This window comes from Allocoleopsis franciscana PCC 7113 (assembly GCF_000317515.1).
Lineage (GTDB): Bacteria > Cyanobacteriota > Cyanobacteriia > Cyanobacteriales > Coleofasciculaceae > Allocoleopsis > Allocoleopsis franciscana.
On record NC_019738.1, the window covers coordinates 4,021,340 to 4,043,825 of the forward strand.

Consider the following 22,486-nt stretch of genomic DNA (forward strand, 5'->3'; position numbering starts at 1 on the left):
GGTGCCAGAGGCAATCACCGGACTGTAATTAGAACAACTGTTTTTCTTCTAGCTGATATAGTAGTACACCTGTTTTCATTCAGCTTCTCGATTTTTACTCTCATAGTTTTCCCAAGTCATGAGCATCATTACAGTTCAATGCCAGCTCAAAGCGACTAAAGACTCCCTGCGCCATCTCTGGAGCCTAATGGTGGAAAAAAATACACTTTTGGTCAACGAACTTCTGAAGCAGATTAATACTCACCCGGATTTAGAGAATTGGTTGAAAGTAGGAAACATCAAAGCCGAAGTTATTGAAGGACTCTGCGACAATCTCAGAACTGAATCTCGCTTCCAGGATATGCCTGGTCGTTTCGCCAACGCTGCTGAGAAATTAGTCAAAGACATTTACAAGTCTTGGTTCGCTCTACAAGAAGAACGGAGGTTTCGTCTCTGGAGAAAACAACGCTGGTTTTCTCTGTTAAGAAGCGATTTGGAACTAGAACAAGAAAGCGGTTTGAGCTTGGAGAAGTTGCGTACTGAAGCGACGAAAATCCTGATCAAGGCTCAGTTGGAGTGTAGCCGAGAAGCAGAACCAGACCAAGCCACTACAGACAACTCCAGCGCTCTATGGGATAACCTCTTTACAGCCTACGATAAATTCAAATCTCCCCGCCTACGCTGTGTTATTGCTTATTTATTGAAAAATGGCTGCCAGGTTAACAAAGTAGAAGAAGACCCCGAAGCTTATCAACGGCGGCGGCGCAAGAAGGAAATCCAAATCGAACGCCTCAAAGAACAACTTAAGAGTCGTCTTCCCAAGGGAAGAAATTTATCTGAGCAAGAGTGGCTGGAAGCCCTGGAACAAGCGCAGGGACTAATCATTGATGACGAACACTTGAGACAAGTGCAAGCCAGTCTGACTAGAAAACAAAGCCCTGTTCCCTTCTCGATATCCTATGAAACCAGCACCGACTTGCGATGGTCGAGCAATGAACAGGGGCGCATCTGCGTTAGCTTCAATGGCAAAGGCATCAGCAAGCATACCTTTGAGGTCTTTTGCGACCAGCGCCAACTACACTGGTTTGAACGCTTTTATGAAGACTACAAAATTTTTACGCAGAACAAGGATCAGGTTCCTGCTGGATTGTTGACTCTACGTTCTGCTCGATTAGTTTGGCAAGAAGGTGAAGGTGAGGGCGAACCTTGGCAAGTGCATCGGCTGCTGCTTCACTGCTCTGTTGAGACTCGTTTGTGGACGGCACAGGGAACTGAGGAGGTACGTGCAGAAAAGATTGCTCAAACGCAAGCAGCTATCGACCGCCAGAAAGCAAAAGGCACTCAAAGTAAAAAACTGAATACTTCTCTAGAGCGGCTTAAAACGTTTCAGGGCTTCTCCCGTCCCAGCAGAGCAAGCTACAAGGGCAATTGCTCAATTGTCATTGGGGTAAGCTTCGGACGAGCTAAACCAGCAACGGTTGCAGTTGTCAACGTCGAAACTGGCGAAGTTCTAGCATATCGTGATGTTAAGCAATTACTGAATAAGCCAATCAAGGAAGGGAAAACTAAGAAGAAAAAGACTCAGTATGAATATCTCAAGCGTAGGCAAGAGCAACAACGCCTCAATAGCCACCAACGTCACAACGCTCAAAAAAATGGTGCTCCTTGTAACTTTGGAGAATCGAAACAAGGGGAGTATGTGGATAGACTGCTGGCAAAAGCGATTGTCGAAGTGGCTTCACAGTATCGAGCTAGCAGTATTGTCCTACCTGACTTGAGAAATATCGAGGAAGCGGCTGAGAGTGAAGTCCGGGCTAGAGCCGAACAAAAATTTCCGGGCAATCAAAAGCTTCAAGATAGCTACGCCAAGGATTATCGTGCCAGCATTCACTGTTGGAGTTACAGTCGATTAGCCCAGTGTATTGAGCTTAAAGCCGGAAAAGCCGGGATTGCCACAGAAAAAGTACACCAACCGCATGGGGACACCCCTCAAGAGAAAGCAAGGGATTTAGTGCTAGCTGCCTATGCAAACCGTAAAGTATCAGTTAGCTAGGTAAACCTTTCCTGAACCTTGACAATATAAATAAACAATGTTAATTAGTTAACAGCGCCGCTCGTACATGCTTATTGCCTCTGTACAGTGCTAAGTTAGGGTCTGTTTGACTGTCCGGAAGGCAGTTTTACTTTCTGAGCCCTGGTAGCTACCCGCCCGTAATGCTGCCCCGATGACACCTTCTTCATCGGTGGGACAATTCCCGTATCTGAATACCGAAGTATAGAGTATATGGGAGGTGCGCTCCCAGCTTTCGTGGTCGGGCTGAGGGAGGAGGTAAATTTTCCCAAAGCCTTAGCCCTTGTTAACAAGGGTGTGGATTACCACAGTGGTGGCTCCGAACTCGTCCCCTTCGGGGGAGCCCTCCCTAATATTTTTTTGACGGCTGAAAGCGGGGTCAAAATCCCTGAGTAGCCGTCAGTAGTTCAAAACTCTTGTCCAGTCTTGGTTTTAGGCTTTCACGTCAGTCAACTTTCTTCTTGGGAAAGAGCTGAAATGAGCAATTTAAAATCAGCCGTCAAAAATATATTTGTCAGGTTGTGTAGACAAGGGTTTCAGCGGGCGCGGTTTCATCACCCCTCCCGCCTTGGGATGGGTTGAAAGCCCGCTTCAAGGAGTGCAACATTGGGCATCCTTACCGCGTTTCATCACCCCTCCCGCCTTGGGATGGGTTGAAAGTCTGTGTTACCTTATTTCCTGGAATTTGTAGGGAAGGTTGAAAGGCGCACTTCGTTCGGGATTATTCTGATAGGATTAAATATTCTCAACACAATGAGAGGGTAACTTTCTTACTTCATTTTCCACGTTCAGAAGTTTAGCGACAATAATTTGTTAACAGTTGCCTAGAAGCAAAGTCGCCGTAACAGCGACGTGAATTTGTTAAAAACGACATCAATCTGTTAATAGCGACATTTAATTTGTGAATGTACAACAATTATAATCGGGATGACAGGATTTGAACCTGCGACCCCTTCGTCCCGAACGAAGTGCGCTACCAAGCTGCGCTACATCCCGATAAGTTATAGCCGTAACTCATCTATGGTATCACATTGTATCGGCAATCAGCCGCCAGCTTGCTAGGATAATCACTGTAACTTCAGTGGGAGCTGGGCTGGGAGTGGTCGTTAAACCAGAATGGTTGCGTGTCAAAGCGCCTCAGTGGGAACGAGTCGGTAATGTTAAAGAAATTTTGCGTGATTTAGCCCTGAATACGGTTTGTGAGGAAGCCTCTTGCCCGAACATCGGGGAATGCTTCAAGGCAGGCACCGCCACCTTCTTGATTATGGGACCAGCTTGTACGCGTGCCTGTCCCTACTGTGATATTGACTTTGAAAAAAAGCCTAAAGCCCTTGACCCTACGGAACCGACCCGTTTGGCAGAAGCTGTACGGCGTATGGGTTTGAACCATGTCGTCATCACCTCTGTCAATCGAGATGACTTACCCGATGGCGGGATATCCCAATTTGTGCAATGCATTGAAGGAATTCGCTCCGTCTCCCCTCAGACCACAATTGAGGTGTTAATTCCCGATCTTTGTGGCAACTGGGATGCCCTAGAAACCCTTTGCCAAGCTAAGCCAGAGGTACTCAACCACAATACGGAAACGATACCTCGCCTTTATCGACGAGTACGTCCTCAAGGAAATTATCAGCGATCGCTCGAACTTTTGCAGCGAACCCATGAGGTTGCCCCCTGGATTTATACAAAATCGGGCTTAATGGTGGGATTGGGAGAAACCGATAGCGAAATCCGCCAAGTCATGCAAGATTTGCGTGGGGTAAACTGCGATATCCTCACCATTGGTCAATATCTCCAGCCCAGCCAAAAGCACTTAAACATTGCTGATTTCATCACACCCGCTCAGTTTGATGCCTGGAGAGAGTATGGTGAATCGTTGGGCTTTTTGCAAGTGGTCTCCTCTCCCCTCACCCGCAGTTCTTATCACGCCGAGCAAGTCCGGGAATTAATGCAGCGTTATCCTCGTTAAGGAAGAGGAAAAGATGGAGTGATGATAGCGCTCAATAACCACAGACAAAGGACTAATGACTAAAATAGCCATCATCGGAGCCGGTGTTTGGGGGTCTGCTCTCAGTTACCTCGCGTCTCAGAACGGGCATGAAATCCGTTTGTGGTCGCGTAGTAGCTCGGAACGGTTAGAGGATATCTTACAGGGTGCCAGTATTATTTTGTCAGCGGTTTCTATGTCAGGTGTTAACTCTGTGGTAACAAAACTACAGAGATTATCAATTCATCCTGAACAAATCTTGATCACGGCGACGAAAGGCTTAGATCCCGCCACCACCCGCACTCCCTCGCAAATCTGGCAAGAGGCATTTCCCGCAAATCCAGTGGTGGTTCTCTCCGGCCCTAATCTTTCTAAAGAAATTAAACAGGGACTCCCGGCGGCTACGGCGGTGTCCAGTACCAACGCCAAAGCGGCTCAGTTTGTGCAGCAGGCTTTTGCTTCGCCAAAATTTCGGGTTTACACCAATCCTGACCCTTTGGGTGTGGAATTGGGCGGAACATTAAAAAATGTGATGGCGATCGCCTCAGGGACTTGTGATGGCTTACAGTTGGGCACGAATGCCAAAGCGGCTCTCCTGACGCGAGGACTGGCTGAGATTATCCGGGTTGGCACCGATTGGGGCGCTCAAGCGGAAACCTTCTACGGGCTGTCGGGGCTAGGAGACTTACTGGCAACCTGTAACAGCGAACTCAGTCGCAATTATCAAGTCGGTTATCAACTGGCTCAAGGTAAGACACTCTCAGAAATTCTGGCACAACTGGAAGGCACAGCAGAAGGGGTGAACACGACTCCAGTGCTGCTGGAGCGAGCCAACCGACAAGGTGTTTCCGTGCCCATTACCTATCAGGTGTATCGCTTACTCAAAAGTGAGATTACCCCGCAAGCGGCTGTTGAGGCATTAATGCTGCGAGACACTAAGCCAGAGTGAGAAACAGAAAGATAAGGGACGTTTTTCTCAAAAAAATTTTTCTTAAGATTTAGAAATCTTTCAGGAATCTACCTGTCTCGTGATGAAGATTAACATAGCCTTTGACCAAGGTCACTATTCCAACAATAGTGAGACGCTTATACTAGAGCTATGAGACAGAGAAGCCCAGTCACTCTACCCGAAGATAGATTTTAGGCTCAAAGCCAATGTTTATACGGTAGTTGAGACTGAAGCGATACGTCAGCACTAGTTATCGGCAAGGAATGCTAGCCCCAACTCGTCATCCTTGTTGGTAAACAAAATATAAGCGCTGTTCTCCGGTCATCAAGGGTGGGAACTCTAGTAATAAGTTGTGACGCACATTTCATGATGGTGCGGTCATCGGTCGTAATTAAGAGATTATTATGCCAGCCACTCCTTTCTATGCCGACACAGAATTCGACCAAGAGCTGCTTCCCTACAGCTTTGAGTCCAACGGTACAAGCGACGATCTAGAACTATCGGTAGAAGATGATTTGGTTGACCTGGAGAGTGATGGCCCAGAAGCCGCTAGCTTCTCCAAAACTACCAACCGCCGTACTACCGATCTGGTTCGGTTATACCTTCAGGAAATTGGTCGAGTTCGTTTACTCAGGCGAGATGAGGAAGTCTCGGAAGCTCAGAAAGTTCAGCGCTACATGCGGATGCTGGACTTGCGAGCTGAGTTTGCCAAGACATCGGATACTGTAATTGAGCGCTATGTCCATCTAATCGAGACTCATGACCGCCTAGTGTCTCAACTAGGTCACCGTCCCTCATTAGAACGGTGGGCGGCTACTGCCGGTGTGGAAGTTTCGGATTTGAAGCCTATCTTGGCCGCTGGAAAACAGCGCTGGGCCGAGTTAGCGGGTCTGTCGGTCAAAGAGCTAGAACAAATTCAATCCCAAGGCAACCGTGCCAAGGAACACATGATTAAAGCTAACCTACGCCTCGTGGTGTCGGTAGCGAAAAAGTATCAAAATCGTGGCTTGGAACTCCTCGATTTAATTCAGGAAGGCACTTTGGGATTAGAGCGGGCGGTCGAGAAATTTGACCCAACCAAAGGCTACCGCTTTAGTACTTACGCTTATTGGTGGATTCGCCAGGGCATCACGCGGGCAATCGCCACTCAAAGCCGTACTATTCGCCTGCCCGTTCACATTACCGAAAAACTCAACAAAATCAAAAAAGCCCAACGCAAAATCTCTCAGGAAAAAGGTCGCACAGCCACCATCGAAGATATTGCTCTGGAGTTAGAAATGACTAAAGAGCAAGTGCGAGAAGTCTTACTGAGAGTGCCTCGCTCTGTTTCTTTAGAAATTAAAGTAGGCAAAGAAAAAGACACTGAATTAGGTGATTTACTCGAAACCGAAGAAACTTCTCCAGAAGAAGTCTTGATGCGGGAAGCTCTGCAACGGGATTTACAGCAACTGTTGGCAGATCTAACCAGCCGTGAACGCGATGTGATTCGGATGCGGTTCGGCTTGGGAGATGGTCATCCCTATTCTCTCGCCGAAATTGGTCGTGCTCTGGAGCTCTCTCGTGAACGTGTGCGTCAAATTGAAGCGAAAGCCTTACAGAAATTGCGCCAACCCAAGCGCCGCAACCGCGTTCGGGATTATCTGGAAGCTCTTACTTAATTAACGCATTGGCATTGTCTGTGTTCTAAATGCTGTAAAACCGGCTTTTCAGCCGGTTTTTTTATTTTGGACGTTTAAGTTGTGATTTTTGACTTTCAATTAGGCTGTCTTTTTTCTAGATCAGCGGCACTCACATCATAGGAACGTTGCGCGGCTTCAACGGCGGCCTGGGTTTGTGGCCCCCAAATCCCGTCGATTTCGCCACGATAGAAGCCCAGTTCTTGTAAGCGCTTTTGCAACGCCAGTGTCGTCGAATTACTCAGATTAGTATTGGCTGTATTCAATCGACTCGTCGTCGTTTTGGGTGTTTGGCGATTGGTCGTTGTACTAGGTTTTGAACGATTCGTGCTATTCCTGGATGTGGAACGAGTCGTCGTTGTACTAGGTGTGGTGCGATTCGTGCTATTCCTGGATGTGGAACGAGTCGTCGTTGTACTAGGTTTTGAACGATTCGTGCTATCCCTGGATGTGGTGCGAGTCGTCGTTGTACTAGGTTTTGAACGATTGCTGGGATTTCTGCGGGATGACGAAGGATTGGGACCACCGATCACGGGCAAGGCGGCTAAGGTTTGCGGCCCAACAATTCCATCGGGAGCGAGTCCTTTCGCTTGTTGGAAGCGAATGACTGCCTTTTGGGTTGCTTCATCGAAGATACCGTTGGCACCACCCGGAAACCCGGCTATGGCTAAACTCTCTTGAAGGGCACTCACCTGGGAACCGCGATCGCCTAATCGCAAATTGCGTGTCGTAGACACTCTGACTGGCTTCGGCTTGGGTAGTGGCTGTGAATTGAGTTGTCGCACTAGCTTGGCACCTGGTTTAGATTGCTCTCCCAATGCAGCCAGAGTGTTTGTACCTACAATCCCATCAGGTGCCAATCCTTGGGCTTGCTGAAATTGGATTACCGCATCTTTGGTTAAGGTACCAAAGTATCCTGTGATATTGGCTTTAAAGTAGCCCAATTCCTGCAATCGTTGCTGAACAGTTGTAACCTCTGCGCCCTGATCACCTTCCTGAACAGCGGCGAAAGCCTGATTAGCCATGCCCACGACGCCCAAAGCAATACTGAAAGACAGTAGAGAGACAGCGGCACACCTAGAAAACTTGGGCTGATTCCAGACCTGATGAATTGTGCCTCTACTCAACTGTTTTAAGCTTTCCCAAGATGCAGTCAAATCTCCATAATCGGTTTCCGTCGGTTCTTCGTTAGCTAAAGCCAGGTGAAGATAGGCAAGGGTTTCCATGATGAAGTCTCCAAAGGGTACTTTGACCCGAACGCATTAGCATTGGGTCGTATGGGAAATTTAACCTCAGGATTTTCCTGATTTTTTGATAAATTCCCTATTAAACGAACAGGCAAGATGCAATGACCTTTGTAGATTGTCACGCTCTAGTTTACGATAATACAGACTCGCCGTGATGCAGCTAACTATACCTAGACCAAGTTGGCAAAGGTTAGTCTATCTCTGAGAAAAGTGGGGTCAAAGCTAAGCGTGAGGATGGGGGCGCAGATAAGACTGGAAAAAGGGAAATTTTTGCTGGGTTATTTCTGCCTGCGTACACTAGGGAAAATACGCCACCCTGGCATCAAGCCCTTGCGATCGCAATTGATAGGAGCGGCTTTCCGCTGTGGCACGGTTAGGAAAAGAGCCAGCATTAACATACTTGCCGCGTTTTGAGCTCGCTAAAGAGGCACTGGCAAAACCCTCTATATCGCGTACTTGATAAAGGGTGTTCTCATTAAGAACAGGTACCACGACTACATAGCGATTTCTTCTGGCTTGAGAACTGAGTCCTAAAGCCGTCAATGTTTCTCCACCGGCAATCCCGTCATCCAATAAGCCACGAGTTCTCTGAAACTGCCTAACCGCCTCCTGAGTTTGCAAACCATAAACCCCATCAACACGACCGGGATTAAAGCCTCTTTGTCTCAACTCTTGTTGAAGATTCGTCACTTCGGGACCGCGATCGCCCAAGCGCAATATTTGTGCAGAAGGAATGGGGTTGAATCTCCCTGGGAAAGGACTCCCTGAAAGCGGGGGTGGAGGGGGTAAGTCGAGTGAATCGTTTTGAAAAAATTGGGATGTGGCAGTGGCTGATCCAAATAAGGCTGACTGAGTTTCAGAACCTACAATTCCATCCGGCTGTATCAGATAGGCTTGCTGGAATCGGCTCACCGCTTCTTTAGTGGCTCGACCAAAGTATCCCGTTAGCTGTCCATTAAAATATCCTAAGTCCCTCAAACGCCGTTGAACAGCCGTGACTTCTGCTCCGCGATCGCCTTGTTTCAGGACTCGATTGGAACGATTACTAACACTAAAATCCCGCCTGGAAATGTTGGTTCTGCGGTCAAATTCTTCAAAGAGTGCCGACTCAGTTTGTGCGCCCACAACACCATCGGGATTGAGTCTCTTATCCCGCTGGAAACGGATGACTGCGTCTTGGGTTGCTTGATCAAAGATACCGTCTGCCGAGCGATCAAGATATCCTAGCTGCTGTAAACGATTTTGAATGAAGGTTACCTGTGGGTTGCGATCGCCTAATTGAATTGTCCTTTGAGCCAGTGCCTCCCCTGCCACCCCTAAAGTACCCAGAATGACCAGCAACGAAAGCCACGAAATCCGTGCTTGGGTGACCAGCTTTTGCCGCTTCCACCACTCCAAAAGTTTCAGACTGTCCCGAATTAAAAGCTCAGTCGTGTCTGTTGTTGCTTCATAGTCTAATGCTAAATGAAAATACGTGAGTGTCTCCATATTGAGCTAGGTAATTTTTGGTTATTAGTTTATCAAGGAAGATTTTATTTTAGCGAATTGGTTTAACACTGTTTATACTCTATTCATGAAATTACAAATGAGTCTTATCGACTGATTGAATTGGGAAATATGCTTCAATAAATAATAGGATTTATATAGTCTTTGTTGGGTCTGATGTTTGACAGAAAGACTGACAAAATGATGTGGGGGGTTAATGGTATGAAACGAATGAGCCACTGGGGCCGACCTATCGCTGTGTTTGCTTTAGTATTAAGTACGGTGGGAGGGATGAAGGCTACTGCCACTGTATTGAGCAACACTGCGACAGGCAACAGCCGATTGGCATCAGAAGCTATTTTTTCTCTGAAGAAAAGCAATATTCAACTGGCGCAGCGAGTAGGAGAGTGTCGGGCAGCAGCCAGATCGACATTTATCTACCAAGATCGTTCAACCACCAATCGCATTAGAGCTCTACAGTCCAACGAAAAAGTTATTTTAGCAGAGGCAGGTGGGAGAGATGGGTGGATTGCCGTGAGTTCTCCCATCAGCGGATTCGTACAGACCCAAGACCTCAAACGTTGCGCTGAAGTCTCCACTCTTCCGGCGAGGCGCAATCTTTGCCGCCAAGTGATTTATGAGGGTGTTGAGGGTGTGGCAGTGCGAGAGAAACCCGAAATTAGTTCTAGTCAAGTTAGCACAGTATTTTTTGGCGATCGCATCACGCTTTCCAATCCGCCAGAATTTATCACAGATGGCATGGGACGCGAGTGGACTAAACTGACAGATCCTAGCGTTGGATGGATGTCTAATGGAATTCCTGCTAGAGGAGATATTAATCTTGTTGCTTGTTTTCAGTCGTAGGGCTATAAAGCGTTGACAGCATCTCCCCAATTAGAAACCTGTAGGTTCTGTCTTGTGCAATCCAACAATTAATTTAGCCCAGACATGGATTCTGGGCTAATTGTACAAATGTTTAAAATGTCCTGAAATTTTGATGAATTCTGCCCAAAATGGGTTGAGATACTCCGTTTAAATCAGCCCTAACTCACTGCACAACAGAGCAACCAGCACCGAAAAACCTGTAATAGCTAAAGCCATCAGGGGGTGCTGCCCTTGGCTGACAGCAAAAGATGTGACGATCCCAGCCCCTAATGCGGCTGTTACAGCTGCTCCCAGCCAGTCTTTATTAGAATTTTTGTTGTACATCGTGTGAATCTATCGGTGAGGTTGTTAAAACAGCGAGTTACAGTTTTACAACCTACCATCACTTCTCAGTTGGCTTTCATTTGCTGGGAGTTTTGCAATTAAGGTTAAAGTTTAGCTAATTTTCTTAACACAAAGAAGAGCCGGTATCATTAGACCTCTTGCAAAAATACAAAGAACCCCTCCCCAACCCTCTCCTCACTAAAGCTCCGGTTACCAAGGGGAGGGAGCAAGATTTCGAGGATGGCTGATACCCCTAACCTTTCTCTGACCAGAAAAATTATTACCATAAACTATTGATTTTGTCAATTTAAGTTGCTACAATACTAATGTTGCAACAGCAACAAAGTCAGAAGCCAGCCCGTCACCGTGGAAAGTCGCAGGCTGGCTCTGGCTCCCCATAACAAAGGAGTCAAATTCATTATGAACGAAAAACCCAGCCTTAAGCCTTGGGCGATCGCTCGTCAGCTTCCCACTCTGAAATGGCTGATTATCGCCCGATACCGCTCTCGCTCAGATGCGGATGGACATCTGCTGTTATTGCGGCAACGAGTTCCCAACATGAAATTTAAAGTTGTGTTCGAGTTGTTTGAAACCACTCGATAACGGAGGAAAAGTGTACCCGCCTTTACTCTTAGCAGTAAGGGTGGGTTTGGCTTGAGATTTGCAGGTGCGATCGCTCAGATAGTTTTTAAACTGTCCCTTACAGCTAAAGTATCAGACAACTTTCCAAGTATTGCCAGTTGGAGCAAAAGCGACATTGACAAGGATTGAGCCATCTTTCTTGCCTGTTGGGTACACGTTCCATGTACCTGTGGCAACGTCACGCCGAAATTGTTGGTTTTGACGAAGTTGGCTGTAGACGCATCCTTTGGAACGTCCTACCAGCATTGACGCACGTTCAACAGTGCAAGCAGCTTCTACCAAAACCTCAATCGGCTGATTGAACAGATTAAGCTGTTCCTTGTTATTATTGGACATACAAACTCCTTGGTCTACATAGACCGAAACTACAAGTTAAGAGAGTTACTGGTTCCAGCCAGTTGCTCATGCAGATTTGCAAACAATTGAGGGCGTTTCTAGTTCCAGCTAGAGGCGCTCATTTGCTTATAGGGAAAGATAACATAGCTTGAATTAACTATACAACAAGAATATCGTATGTTAAAAATGAAGTACGTTTAAATCAACGTATATTTGAAGTGAAAGTAGACTTCCTCTCCCGCTACACGCCTAGGCTGATGTCGGCTGAAGTGCTGGAAGCCATATTTGTCCAGCGTCAGGAGCTAGCACACAACCTTATAGAATGCATCCGCGATCGCATTCTCGCATCAGCAAGGCATCATACGCTGCTTACTGGAGCGCGTGGTATTGGCAAAACGCACCTGGTTTCGTTGGTATATCACCGTATCCGGGATATGAAAGATTTGCAGGAACACATCTTGATCGCATGGCTAAGCGAGGAGGAATGGAGCGTTACATCGTTTCTTGACTTGTTGTTATGTGTCTTCCAAGCCCTGCAAGAAGAATCTAAAAATAGTAAGGGCACACAGCCGTGCCTTCCTACAGAGCGTGTTGAATCGCTTTACGAACTGCCGATTGAGGATGCTGAGTCTGATGGTGCAGCATTGCTTAAAGAATTTATCGGCGATCGCACATTACTTCTGCTCGTAGAGAACTTGGACGACTTGTTTTCTGGGCTAGGTAAAGATGGACAAAAACAACTGTGTACTTTTTTAGAAGAGAATAACTGCATCATTCTGGCAACAGCCCAGAGTTATTTTAAAGATGTCAAGCAGAAGAATGCACCTTTTTATGGATTCTTCCGCCATGAAGAACTAAAAGATTTAAATACTAGTGAGGCGACGCAACTGTTAGCGAACATCGCCAAACTTAAGGGTAATAGCGCACTAGAATCATTTATTCAAACGCCAACGGGACGCGATCGCATTAAAGCAGTCCATTTCCTTGCGGGTGGCAACCATCGTTTATATGTCATATTTTCTGAATTTCTGACTCATCAGGAGTCGCTTGATCAACTGGTAGACGCATTTATGCGAACCCTGGATGATTTGACTCCTTACTACCAGGAACGAATGAGATTTCTTTCACCTCAGCAACGAAAGATTGTCGATTTTTTGTGCGATCGCCGTCAAGCTGTCACTGTCAAAGAGATAGCCCAACGCTGTTTCATGACGCATCAGACAGCATCCAGCCAACTGAAGAAGGTATTAGAAATGGGCTATGTTCGTTCTGAACCTATCGGGCGCGAGTCCTATTACGAACTGCGTGAGCCACTGATGCGCTTTTGCCTAGAGGTCAAGAAGCAACGGGGAGAGCCAGTACGGTTATTTGTGGACTTTTTGCGGATTTGGTACACGCGGACGGATTTGGAACAGCGATTAGGGCGGCTACCACCTAATGCCAAATTAGAGCGAGAATATTTGCTTCATGCGCTACGAGAAACTGAAGAAGAAGCTGAAGAGATTGTAGAAATCTGCTTGGAGGATTATTACGCCTATCTTGAAGAGGAGAACTTTGCCCAAGCACTGCAAATTGCACAGGAACTAGTAGCAATTCGCGGTCACATAGAGGACTGGCTTGAGCAGGGATACTGTTTAGGTGTTCTTGGACGCATTGAAGAAGCCTTGGCATCCTTTAGTAAAGCGATCAAGCTTGACCCTAATGAGCCTATAGCTTGGTTCAACCGAGGTATTGCGCTGCGCTGCCTCGAACGTTACGAAGAAGCCTTGGCGTCCTTCAACAAAGGGCTTGAGCTTAACCCCAATGAGTCCATAACTTGGAGAAACCGAGGTGCGACGCTAGGTAATCTCGGACGCCACGAAGACGCCTTGATATCCTATGATAAGGCGATTGAGCTTGAGCCGGCTAACGCCAATGCTTTAATCAATCGGGGTGCCGCACTAGGTAATCTCGGACGCTATGAAGAAGCTTTGGTATCCTACGACAAGGCTATTGAACTTGACCCAACTAACGCTAATGCTTTGATCAACCAAGGTGTGGTTTTCAGTAAGCTCAGACGCTATAACGAAGCCTTGGTATGCGCTGACAAGGCGATTGAGCTTGACCCGAATTATGGACTCGTTTGGAACTACCAAGGTTGGGTGTTGGGCCAACTTGAGCGCTACGATGAAGCATTAACATCCTACGACAAAGCGATTGAGCTTGACCCGACTGATGCAGATGGTTGGTTCAATCGAGGTTGGCTGCTGGGCGAACTCGGAAGCTATGACGAGGGATTAGAATCCTGCGATAAGGCAATTGAGTTAGGAGAACAGTCTTCATTTGTCTTCTTAAACCGTGCTGAGTATTTACTGGCACTAAACCGATGGGAAGATGGCATTGCAGCATTAGACAAGGCGCTGCATCGCTTTGCTCATGCGGATGAGCCAGACACAGGTGACGAAAAGGCCATTATCCGCAACCTGTTCAAAAGCACTCACGATGCATCGATATGGCGATCGCGCATTTCCACCCTAATAGAACTTTACGACAAACACCAAGTTATCTCTGCATTAGGACAGGGACTTGTACGCAGCATTCCCGAATTGATGTCGGAAATGGTTAGCGATAAGGCAAGACAAACATGGCTAGAAGTATGGCAAGAACTGACAAGCGATCGCACTCAATTCCAACTCCCCCTCCGTCTTCTCAATATAGCTGTCCGCTATCGTGAGACAAAAGGCGATAAGCGTGTTTTACTACAACTTCCCATTGAAGAGCGCAATTTGCTAAAACCGTTGCTAAGAATAGACCAACCGTAGGCAAAAGCGAGGGAGTCGGGTAATGGCTGAAGAAAAGACCTATTTAGAACTGTCTCAAACCGAAGGCAGTTCCCACAAATTCTATGAAGTCATCGTCAACGATACCCAAGTTACCATCCGTTATGGTCGAATTGGTGATTCGGGACAGACTCAGAGCAAAACCTACCCTACTCCTGAAAAAGCGAAAGCTGATGCCACGAAGAAAATCAACGAAAAGCTGAAAAAAGGCTATGAACACGCCGTCATCGGTGTACGCCAGAAGCGTCCGGTGACACGCCGCCAAGTTACCAGTACTACCTCCACCGCAAAACAAGCCCCCATCCTCTGGAAATTTGCCTCCGGTTCATCCGCTTTTGGCATCTTTATCGATGCTGAACGGTGTTGGGTGGGTAACCAAGCGGGTAAAGTTTTTGCCCTCAATCCTCAAGGACAAGTTCTCAATCAGTTTAAACTCCCCGATGGTGTGAAATGTCTGGTTGCTGATGATGTTTGGATTTACGCGGGGTGTGATGATGGCAATGTCTATGACCTCACAGGTAAGTTACCACGACTCGCTTACGCCATTGATGAACATGTCGATATCTTTTGGCTGGATATCAACGATGGTGTCTTAGGCGTTTCTGACGCGAATGGTGGCGTAACCACCATTGATCATGATGATGAATCTCAGTGGACGCGTCTGAGTCAAGGTCAGAGTGGTTGGATGGTACGCTGTGATCAGTCGGGTGTCTATCACGGTCACAGTGCAGGCGTGACGATGTATGATGCCAAAGAAGGTCGAATGCTGTGGCATCAAAAAACCAAGGGAAGTGTGCTCTTTGGTTGGCAGGAAGCCTCATTTGTGTATGCGGGCACAAGTGATAAGAAGGTTTATTGTTTTAGTAAGAAGGGTGAAGTAGGCCCCGTTTACTCCTGTGATGCGGCGGTTTACTCCTGCGCTACGGCTAGTGATGGCAAATATGTCTTCGCCGGAGATAACAGTTCTTCGATTTATTGCTTTAATCAGGCCGGTGAACGGCTGTGGAAGCTAGGTACAGGTTGCGGTTCGGCGTTTTCGATGCAGTTTTTTGATCAGCGTGTTTATATTGTGACAACCGATGGTTCTTTAGCCTGTATTGATGCTAGTGACGCGGCTATTGCTGCCGCCCAAGCGGGTACAGTTCCCCAAGCAACTCTGATTAAAGCCCCGAAAGGAGAGGGTGCAGCCCCCTCGGCGACGTTGGAAACGACTGCCGACACGACACAAGGGGTGATTGTGGAGTGCTTCCGGGAGGGGGGTAAATTGAGAGTTCGGATTGTCTCGCCTGGATACAACCCCAGTTGGAATGTACAGTTTCCCAAAGATATTCGTAAAGAAGGCGATCGCTATCTCGTTCAAGAGGTGCGCGAGTCGGCACGGGGTGGCTTCTATCGCGCTTATGGTGATATCAAAAAATTGGTCTAGAACTCAACTTATGAACAAACAACGGGTTAAATCCTTAATACAACTCATCTCCATTGATGCTGAAAAAACTTATGAGCCACTAAAATGAACAAAAAATTTGGCAAAATAATTCTCGCTAATGATGCTTCAACTTTAAGTAACCTCGGATTTGAACAATCTCCTGACGCGGCAACTTTTGCCATCAATATTGCTAATTGGTTCACGGGCGGTCGTCCCGGCAAGTTTCATTCTTATTCTGACCCTGATCGACGCGAATCTGAATCGGCTTTAGCACAAACAATGACTCAAGCGGGTCATACATGGACTGTAGGATATGATATCCCAGAAAATGTGGATGCGATTTTTACACATGAAACAACTATTGATGACCCTATACTCAGAGATTTGGTTAACGCTGGAGGGAGCGTTTACTTAGCTGCCGATACGGAAGATGAAGACTATGCTACAGGGTATGAGTTTAACTGGTTTCTTTGGGAAGTTGGTTTACAGTTTAAAGAGGGCTATAATGGGATTTCAGGAAATCAACCCATTAATAGCGAGCATCCGATTTTTGCTGGAGTTAAATCTCTCTATCAACGCAATGGTAGTTCGATTATAGATTTTCAACCTGACGAACAGGCCAATCAAATTCTCGTTTCTAGTTCTGATGGAGAAGGGCTGTATGCAATACTCGATCTCTCAAAGGCGACACCCCACGTCAGGATAAACAGGATTTTTTCAGATGGAAGTGTTAAATCCACAGAGGCGGACGAATATATCGCTATTGTCAACGAGAGTTTGGTTGATATAGATATATCAGGCTGGAAAATTCAAGGCATAAATCGCAATCAAGAATTTTATTTTCCCACAGGGACAGTATTGAAAAAAGGAGCTGAGTGTCGAGTTTATACTAACGAGGTGCATCCCGAATCAGGCGGCTTCTCTTTCGGTAGCAAACGCTCTGTTTGGAATAACTCTTCAGACGAGGGACGGCTGTATGATGCTCAAGGAAATTTGATGTCTAGCTATGCTTATACTGAGCAAAGTCAGATGTTATCTAATCTGACAAAATCCCTTGGCTATGACAATCTCATCCTAGAGGCAGATCCAGAAGCGATTAAGGCACAACAAGCTTTAGGCGGTAAGGTAACTTTTGAGGAAGCATTAACTTTTGCCTACGATAGCTTTGAAGCTGACAACACAGAAGAAGGCTCGGCTGTAGACGCGATCGCACAAGAAGCTGCTGCTGTGGGTGTGCCATACGCCTATTTTAATGGCGATCACGTATCCTCGGCTTACCACTATATGCAAAAACCCACCACTAAAATTACCCTGTGTACACCACAGACACCGATGCTCCCAACAAGAGGGGAAAGCATAGAAGCTAACTGGATATTTATGTTACAAATTCCTGAACTCAACACAGTACATTGGGCGATAATCGACCGATCGGGCGAAGAAGAAGTGTACAATTACGGTTGCAATTTGTCCTGATTAAGAGGCATTCGCTCGATGATGAACCGAAGAAATTGAGCGATTGTGCGATCGCGTTGCGAGAAGAGCGAATGTGTTGCATGGTGCGTAAGCAGCAAAGCGCAGATCGCGTTTTCCTAACGCCTAAAACACAAAGGATAAACAGAAAGATATCGAAAGTAGAGATAACCGAACAAAGGCTAAAAACTATTAGCCGATATGCCGACCGCAGGCTGACGCGATCGCGGTCTATTCTCAATTAAGCGGGAAGAAACATAGATATTAAGACCCTCATTAAGGGGAAAGAGGCAAATTATTATCAACTCACCGAGACAACCACTCCCGCACTTTCATTCGCCATCCTATCCACCGCACATAAGGCATACTTTCCCGGTTCCACCGTCGCCACCCTAGTCGCTCCTGGTAAAATTCGTTCCAGCGTCCAGCTACCACTAGTCTGCTTATACAGCGTCCAAGCCCGAATATCTCGATCATCGGCTGCCTTCCAAGTTAGTTGGCGGTTTTTGGCGGCAACTCCGGTGGGAGGAAAGGGGGGTAAATTATCCTGCCATGGCATCGCAGGTACCAGTGCAGGTTTGGCATACACCGAAGACTTGAAGCTGTTATAGATGCCCTGACGATTTTCCGTGAAAGCACTCATACTGAAGAAGATATTCCCCAGTGATAACTTCTCATACAGGTTGCGCGTCAGTTCAACTTGCTTGTTAATCTCTGGAAGCTTCCAACTCTTACCATCTAACTGCCCTACATTGTTCCCCGCATAAATATGTCGTTTCTTGGGGTTAACACCCGTCCACCACTTCAGCAACACGGGATAACTCTGGCTTTTTTGGTCAATCTTCCAATAAAGTTGCGGCGCTAGATAATCCAGCCACCCTTGTTCCAACCATTTTTTCGCATCTGCATATAGCACACTATACGCATCGAGTCCAGTAATCTGAGGCGGTTGTCCGGGGCGGTAAATGCCAAAGGGACTAATACCAAACTTGACATGGGGTTTTGTGGCCTTAATTCCTGCCCATAAGCGCTGAACCATTTTATTCACATTGTCCCGTCGCCAGTCGCCCAAGCTGAGTTTACCGCCAGCCGATTTATAGGCGGAGTAGGTTTTGCTGTCGGGGAAGGACTTTCCCTCGATAGGATAGGGATAAAAATAATCATCCAGGTGAATGCCATCCACATCATAGCGGCGCACCACATCGAGCATTACATTGTAAGCCCTGTCTTGAATGACTTGTGCGCCTGGGTCCATCCACAACTGATTGCCCCAAGTGTAAACATATTGGGGATTGGTGATGGTAATGTGAGGGCGAACCGTCCCACCTGGTTTGGCATTTGTCTTGGCGCGGTAGGGATTGAACCAAGCATGAAGTTCAATGTTACGCTTGTGGCATTCTGCGATCGCAAACTCCAAAGGGTCATAAAAGGGTGAGGGGGCTTTCCCCTGAGTTCCTGTCAGCCAACCACTCCAAGGCTCTAGTTGAGAGGCGTACAGAGCATCCCCTTCTGGTCGTACCTGTAAAATGAGAGCGTTGAAGTTTAGGGCTTGTATTCGGTTTAGGATGTTAATGAGTTCAGATTTCTGTTGTTCAACCGGAAGTCCCGGCTTGGAAGGCCAATCACTGTTCCATGCCGTTGTTACCCACACGCCTCGGAATTCCCGGCGATGACTTAAGGTAATCGTCTGATGAAGGGGCAATCCAGGTTCTGGGGGAACCACAATATAGTTAGATTGAATTGGAGGAGCTTCACCCAGATAAACTAAAGCTTGATAGACAAACGCCGCCACATCGGCACGGGTTGCCGCGACATTGGGGCCGAGTAACTTGATATTGGGATAGTTTGCCACAAGTCCGGCACGAGTTGCGATCGCTACATCGTCTTTGGCATAGCTAGGAATAATTGCCGTATCCTGGTAAATGGCTGGAAGTCCTGCTATCAGGTCAGATTTGACCTTCGAGACCATCTCCAAGCCACTGACGAGGGACACTAAAACCTGTACCCTAGAAATTCTATCGTTGAGGCGGAAGTGGTTATCGGGAAAGCCACTAATAAATCCGGTTTCGTAAGCTTTGCGAATGGCAGTGGCAGCCCAGTGGCTAGGAGGTACATCGGCAAAACCAATATACTGCCGCTTTGTCGGTTTGGGAAAGGCTTTGGCAATAACGGCAGCAAACTCAACGCGAGTCATGGAGTTGTTGGGGCGAAATGTTCCATGGGGAAACCCGCTAATAATCCCACGCTGGGCTAAGGCTTCGATGAATAAGCGTGCCCAATGATTTTGAATGTCAGAGAAGGGAGTAGAGGCAGATACCATCGTCAATCAGAGCTAGCTTGGCTCAATCTTAACCTTGTTCGACGTTTTGGCTAACTTCATATCTTGCACCAGTCGCAATAACCCGCCAGGGGTTTAAACCCCTGGCTCAAAGCGAAAGTCGTCTTTAGACGACTGGGTATAACTGTCAGTCCATTTCAATGGACTTGGGCGATGACGCTTGAACTTAAGGATACTGTTGGCAAATTAACTGATGGGTCTGACCCTCCCCTAAGAGGAGCGGGGCTTTCCGGCTCCCCCTTCCCTTGCAGGGAAGGGGGCTGGGGGGTTAGGTTTTTCGACTGGTTGAGAATGGTACAAGATGTCAACTCACTCAAATATTTCTGAATCTGGGAGAAGAACTCATATCCTTCGAGAACACATTCGGCGAACAACCTGACAACAACTTCTGCATAACTTCCATCCAGCTCAGAGATATATGCTGAGTAACCAAGCCATCCTCCACCTTGCCCTTCGAGGATTTTCCCCATGCAACCTAGAAGAATCGGCATCAGTGCTCTCATCACTCTAATCGCTGCTACCACTACCGCATTCGCTCCTAATTTTCCACTGTCCTTCGCTGCACCACCTGCACTGGCTCAAACCTCAGCGAATCGGAAAGCAGAAGCAAATCGATTGCTACAACAAGGGATTCAGCAGGGGAAAACTAGTCAATTTCAAGCGGCTTTACAGTCTTTCCAACAAGCATTGACTATCTATAAGGAGATAGGAGATCGCAAAGGGGAAGCTCATTCTCTAGGGAATTTGGGTATTGCTTACTTTTCTCTAGGGCAATACCAGAAAGCGATTGAGTTCTATCAACAGTCCTTGGCTATTGCACGGGAGATAGGAGATCGCAAAGGGGAATCTCGTTCTCTGGGGAATCTGGGTAATGCTTACACATCTCTAGGGCAATACCAGAAGGCGATTGAGTTCCATCAGCAGGCATTGACAATTGCACGAGAGATTGGCGATCATCAGTGGGAAGCTAGTTCTCTGGGGAATCTGGGTATTGCTTACGATTCTTTAGGACAATACCAGAAGGCGATTGAGTTCTATCAACAGCAGTTGGCTATTGCACGGGAGATTGGTGATCGCCAAGGAGAAGCTAATTCTCTGGGGGGTCTGGGTAATGCTTACGATTCTTTAGGGCAACACCAGAAGGCGATTGAGTTTTATCAACAGTCCTTGGCAATTAAACGGGAGATTAGTGATCGCTCTGGGGAAGCTGGTTCTCTGGGGAATCTGGGTATTGCTTACTATTATCTAGGACAATACCAGAAAGCGATTGAGTTCCATCAACAGTCCTTGGCAATTAAACGGGAGATTGGCGCTCGCTCCGGCGAAGCTAATTCTCTGAATAATCTGGGTCTAGCTTACTCTGCTCTAGGGCAATACCAGAAGGCGATTGAGTTCCATCAACAGCAGTTAGCAATTGCACGGGAAATTGGCAATCGCCAAGGGGAATCTCGTTCTCTAGGGAATCTGGGTAATGCTTACTATTCCCTAGGGCAATACCAGAAGGCGATTGAGTTCCATCAACAGTCTTTGGCAATTAAACGAGAGATTGGCGCTCGCAACGGGGAAGCTAATTCTCTGAATAATCTGGGTAATGCTTACGATTCTCTAGGGCAATACAGACAAGCGATTGAGTTTTATCAACAGTCCTTGGCAATTAAACGGGAAATTGGCGCTCGCAACGGGGAAGCTAATTCTCTGAATAATCTGGGTAATGCTTACGATTCTCTAGGGCAATACAGACAAGCGATTGAGTTTTATCAACAGTCCTTGGCAATTAAACGGGAAATTGGCGACAAGGAAGGTGAAGGACTGGTTCTCAGTAATCTCGGTAATCTACTAGCCAAACAAAACCAACCAGAACAAGCCATTATCTTCTACAAACAATCCGTCAATGTCAGAGAAGAAATTCGGCGAGATATCCGAGGACTATCAAAAGAACAACAGCAGTCGTATACCGAAACCATTGCTGGCACTTATCGCGCTTTAGCTGACTTACTCCTCAAACAAGGTCGAAGTTCGGAAGCACAACAAGTCCTCGACTTACTCAAAGTTCAGTAACTTGAAGACTATTTAAACAACGTTCGAGGCAGTGATAACTCTGCTCAAGGCATTGCCAATCGCGCCCCAGAGCAGCAATTTAAACAAGGCTACGACGCAATTCTGAATAAGGCAATTGAGCAAGGAAAAGAACTCGTCCAACTCGAAAACATTCCCATATCTAATAGAACCGAATCCCAGAAACAGCGTGTGATTGAACTGAGGAAAAATCAGCAGCAACTTGTCCAACAATTCCAAGCCTTCCTCAAAAGTCCTGAAGTCGCACAACTGCGATATATTCCCCTTGCTGCCCTCTATGACGGCAACCAATGGTTAGTCCAGCGCTTTGGCATTAACAACATCACTGCCCTCAGCCTCACCGATTTCAACACTAAACCTCAAGCTAAATTACAAGTCTTAGCGGGTGCCTTCACCACTGGTAGTTATAACGTCCAAAACCAGTGCCATCCAGTACATATCATTTTGTTGTTTATTTGTATAGTCAATTTCGTTACCAAAACTTTAATTCGGTGTTGTTCGGGTTGAACAAAGTAGAGTTTTTGAGTATAATTACTTGGAAAAGTTTATGCTCCTGTATTGTATTCTGATAGAAGTTTTTGAGTACAGGAAAATAACTAAAAAATAATCACAAAACCGTACTTAACCCTAGTCCACGATTAGCTTTTATCTTGAGTACATAAATTCTTTCTGTCTCTACCCAAAATACTCGTACCCCAGCGCCAAAAAACTAGTACCTCTTCACCTACGAAATTTTGGAAGTCTCATCAGCTTAGTATTTAAGGCTCTGAGTACAA

Annotated in this window: 18 protein-coding genes and 1 tRNA gene; 12 read left to right on the forward strand and 7 right to left on the reverse strand. The window is 46.7% G+C overall.

Going from position 1 to position 22,486, the window contains the following annotated elements:
- Positions 1–118: 118 nt before the first annotated feature.
- Positions 119–2,032 (forward strand): type V CRISPR-associated protein Cas12k, encoded by a 1,914-nt coding sequence (gene cas12k / locus MIC7113_RS16775; protein WP_015183357.1) that lies wholly within the window; start codon positions 119–121, stop codon positions 2,030–2,032.
- Between the two features lie 940 nt (positions 2,033–2,972).
- Here cas12k and MIC7113_RS16785 read toward each other — a convergent pair.
- Positions 2,973–3,046 (reverse strand) — tRNA-Pro (locus MIC7113_RS16785).
- Positions 3,047–3,149: 103 nt separating this feature from the next.
- Here MIC7113_RS16785 and lipA point away from each other — a divergent pair.
- The 3 genes from lipA to sigC all read left to right on the forward strand — a co-directional run bounded on the left by lipA (position 3,150) and on the right by sigC (position 6,644).
- Positions 3,150–4,019 carry a lipoyl synthase gene (gene lipA, locus MIC7113_RS16790; protein ID WP_041780932.1) on the forward strand — a complete coding sequence of 290 codons (870 nt, stop codon included), beginning with the start codon at positions 3,150–3,152 and terminating at the stop codon, positions 4,017–4,019.
- A 55-nt stretch (positions 4,020–4,074) separates the two neighbouring features.
- The gene (locus tag MIC7113_RS16795) at positions 4,075–4,986 is read left to right on the forward strand and encodes an NAD(P)H-dependent glycerol-3-phosphate dehydrogenase (RefSeq protein ID WP_015183360.1); all 912 of its coding nucleotides are present in this window, start codon (positions 4,075–4,077) and stop codon (positions 4,984–4,986) included.
- A 404-nt stretch (positions 4,987–5,390) separates the two neighbouring features.
- The gene (sigC, locus tag MIC7113_RS16800) at positions 5,391–6,644 is read left to right on the forward strand and encodes an RNA polymerase sigma factor SigC (RefSeq protein ID WP_015183361.1); all 1,254 of its coding nucleotides are present in this window, start codon (positions 5,391–5,393) and stop codon (positions 6,642–6,644) included.
- Between the two features lie 95 nt (positions 6,645–6,739).
- On the opposite strand, the gene MIC7113_RS33445 is transcribed toward sigC, so the two are convergent.
- Both MIC7113_RS33445 and MIC7113_RS16810 read right to left on the reverse strand, forming a co-directional pair.
- Entirely contained in the window at positions 6,740–7,888 is a 1,149-nt protein-coding gene (locus MIC7113_RS33445) for a peptidoglycan-binding domain-containing protein (protein ID WP_015183362.1), read from the reverse strand.
- A gap of 318 nt (positions 7,889–8,206) precedes the next feature.
- On the reverse strand, positions 8,207–9,397 hold the full coding sequence (locus MIC7113_RS16810) for a peptidoglycan-binding domain-containing protein (protein WP_015183363.1): 1,191 nt from the start codon (positions 9,395–9,397) through the stop codon (positions 8,207–8,209).
- 228 nt (positions 9,398–9,625) lie between these two features.
- On the opposite strand from MIC7113_RS16810, the gene MIC7113_RS16815 reads away from it, so the two are divergent.
- Positions 9,626–10,258 (forward strand): SH3 domain-containing protein, encoded by a 633-nt coding sequence (locus tag MIC7113_RS16815; protein WP_155898019.1) that lies wholly within the window; start codon positions 9,626–9,628, stop codon positions 10,256–10,258.
- A gap of 168 nt (positions 10,259–10,426) precedes the next feature.
- On the opposite strand, the gene MIC7113_RS37295 is transcribed toward MIC7113_RS16815, so the two are convergent.
- Positions 10,427–10,603, reverse strand: a complete 177-nt coding sequence (locus tag MIC7113_RS37295) for a hypothetical protein (protein ID WP_015183365.1) — start codon at positions 10,601–10,603, stop codon at positions 10,427–10,429.
- Between the two features lie 420 nt (positions 10,604–11,023).
- Here MIC7113_RS37295 and MIC7113_RS16820 point away from each other — a divergent pair, with 420 nt between their 5' ends.
- Positions 11,024–11,206 carry a hypothetical protein gene (locus tag MIC7113_RS16820; protein WP_015183366.1) on the forward strand — a complete coding sequence of 61 codons (183 nt, stop codon included), beginning with the start codon at positions 11,024–11,026 and terminating at the stop codon, positions 11,204–11,206.
- A gap of 111 nt (positions 11,207–11,317) precedes the next feature.
- Here MIC7113_RS16820 and MIC7113_RS16825 read toward each other — a convergent pair whose 3' ends face one another.
- Positions 11,318–11,581: a hypothetical protein gene (locus tag MIC7113_RS16825; protein WP_015183367.1), complete on the reverse strand. Its 264-nt coding sequence runs from the start codon at positions 11,579–11,581 to the stop codon at positions 11,318–11,320.
- Positions 11,582–11,799: 218 nt separating this feature from the next.
- On the opposite strand from MIC7113_RS16825, the gene MIC7113_RS16830 reads away from it, so the two are divergent.
- The 4 genes from MIC7113_RS16830 to MIC7113_RS36555 all read left to right on the forward strand — a co-directional run bounded on the left by MIC7113_RS16830 (position 11,800) and on the right by MIC7113_RS36555 (position 17,541).
- Entirely contained in the window at positions 11,800–14,382 is a 2,583-nt protein-coding gene (locus tag MIC7113_RS16830) for a tetratricopeptide repeat protein (protein WP_041780101.1), read from the forward strand.
- Positions 14,383–14,404: 22 nt separating this feature from the next.
- Positions 14,405–15,826: a WGR domain-containing protein gene (locus tag MIC7113_RS16835; protein WP_015183369.1), complete on the forward strand. Its 1,422-nt coding sequence runs from the start codon at positions 14,405–14,407 to the stop codon at positions 15,824–15,826.
- Positions 15,827–15,910: 84 nt separating this feature from the next.
- The gene (locus tag MIC7113_RS33450) at positions 15,911–17,299 is read left to right on the forward strand and encodes a lamin tail domain-containing protein (RefSeq protein ID WP_015183370.1); all 1,389 of its coding nucleotides are present in this window, start codon (positions 15,911–15,913) and stop codon (positions 17,297–17,299) included.
- On the forward strand, positions 17,284–17,541 hold the full coding sequence (locus MIC7113_RS36555; RefSeq protein WP_155898021.1) for a hypothetical protein: 258 nt from the start codon (positions 17,284–17,286) through the stop codon (positions 17,539–17,541). Before MIC7113_RS33450 ends, MIC7113_RS36555 begins: the two co-directional genes overlap by 16 nt.
- A gap of 56 nt (positions 17,542–17,597) precedes the next feature.
- On the opposite strand, the gene MIC7113_RS16845 is transcribed toward MIC7113_RS36555, so the two are convergent.
- Both MIC7113_RS16845 and MIC7113_RS16850 read right to left on the reverse strand, forming a co-directional pair.
- The gene (locus tag MIC7113_RS16845) at positions 17,598–19,616 is read right to left on the reverse strand and encodes a glycoside hydrolase family 10 protein (protein ID WP_015183371.1); all 2,019 of its coding nucleotides are present in this window, start codon (positions 19,614–19,616) and stop codon (positions 17,598–17,600) included.
- Between the two features lie 155 nt (positions 19,617–19,771).
- Positions 19,772–20,125, reverse strand: a complete 354-nt coding sequence (locus tag MIC7113_RS16850) for a hypothetical protein (RefSeq protein WP_155898022.1) — start codon at positions 20,123–20,125, stop codon at positions 19,772–19,774.
- Between MIC7113_RS16850 and MIC7113_RS16855 the strand changes: the two genes are divergently transcribed.
- Together MIC7113_RS16855 and MIC7113_RS16860 are read left to right on the forward strand one after the other, a co-directional pair.
- The gene (locus tag MIC7113_RS16855; RefSeq protein WP_051055709.1) at positions 20,103–21,692 is read left to right on the forward strand and encodes a tetratricopeptide repeat protein; all 1,590 of its coding nucleotides are present in this window, start codon (positions 20,103–20,105) and stop codon (positions 21,690–21,692) included. The genes MIC7113_RS16850 and MIC7113_RS16855 overlap by 23 nt on opposite strands.
- Before the next feature lie 189 nt (positions 21,693–21,881).
- Complete coding sequence (locus MIC7113_RS16860; RefSeq protein ID WP_041780103.1) at positions 21,882–22,217, forward strand: hypothetical protein; 336 nt, start codon at positions 21,882–21,884, stop codon at positions 22,215–22,217.
- The last annotated feature ends 269 nt before the right edge of the window (positions 22,218–22,486 follow it).

Bases quoted from the DNA above. Each gene is read 5' to 3' on its own strand.
- cas12k (WP_015183357.1), top strand. From the start codon at position 119: ATGAGCATCATTACAGTTCAATGCCAGCTCAAAGCGACTAAAGACTCC.
- MIC7113_RS16795 (WP_015183360.1), top strand. From the start codon at position 4,075: ATGACTAAAATAGCCATCATCGGAGCCGGTGTTTGGGGGTCTGCTCTC.
- sigC (WP_015183361.1), top strand. From the start codon at position 5,391: ATGCCAGCCACTCCTTTCTATGCCGACACAGAATTCGACCAAGAGCTG.
- MIC7113_RS33445 (WP_015183362.1), bottom strand. From the start codon at position 7,888: ATGGAAACCCTTGCCTATCTTCACCTGGCTTTAGCTAACGAAGAACCG.
- MIC7113_RS16810 (WP_015183363.1), bottom strand. From the start codon at position 9,397: ATGGAGACACTCACGTATTTTCATTTAGCATTAGACTATGAAGCAACA.
- MIC7113_RS16815 (WP_155898019.1), top strand. From the start codon at position 9,626: ATGAGCCACTGGGGCCGACCTATCGCTGTGTTTGCTTTAGTATTAAGT.
- MIC7113_RS37295 (WP_015183365.1), bottom strand. From the start codon at position 10,603: ATGTACAACAAAAATTCTAATAAAGACTGGCTGGGAGCAGCTGTAACA.
- MIC7113_RS16820 (WP_015183366.1), top strand. From the start codon at position 11,024: ATGAACGAAAAACCCAGCCTTAAGCCTTGGGCGATCGCTCGTCAGCTT.
- MIC7113_RS16825 (WP_015183367.1), bottom strand. From the start codon at position 11,581: ATGTCCAATAATAACAAGGAACAGCTTAATCTGTTCAATCAGCCGATT.
- MIC7113_RS16835 (WP_015183369.1), top strand. From the start codon at position 14,405: ATGGCTGAAGAAAAGACCTATTTAGAACTGTCTCAAACCGAAGGCAGT.
- MIC7113_RS33450 (WP_015183370.1), top strand. From the start codon at position 15,911: ATGAACAAAAAATTTGGCAAAATAATTCTCGCTAATGATGCTTCAACT.
- MIC7113_RS16845 (WP_015183371.1), bottom strand. From the start codon at position 19,616: ATGGTATCTGCCTCTACTCCCTTCTCTGACATTCAAAATCATTGGGCA.
- MIC7113_RS16855 (WP_051055709.1), top strand. From the start codon at position 20,103: ATGCAACCTAGAAGAATCGGCATCAGTGCTCTCATCACTCTAATCGCT.
- MIC7113_RS16850 (WP_155898022.1), bottom strand. From the start codon at position 20,125: ATGCCGATTCTTCTAGGTTGCATGGGGAAAATCCTCGAAGGGCAAGGT.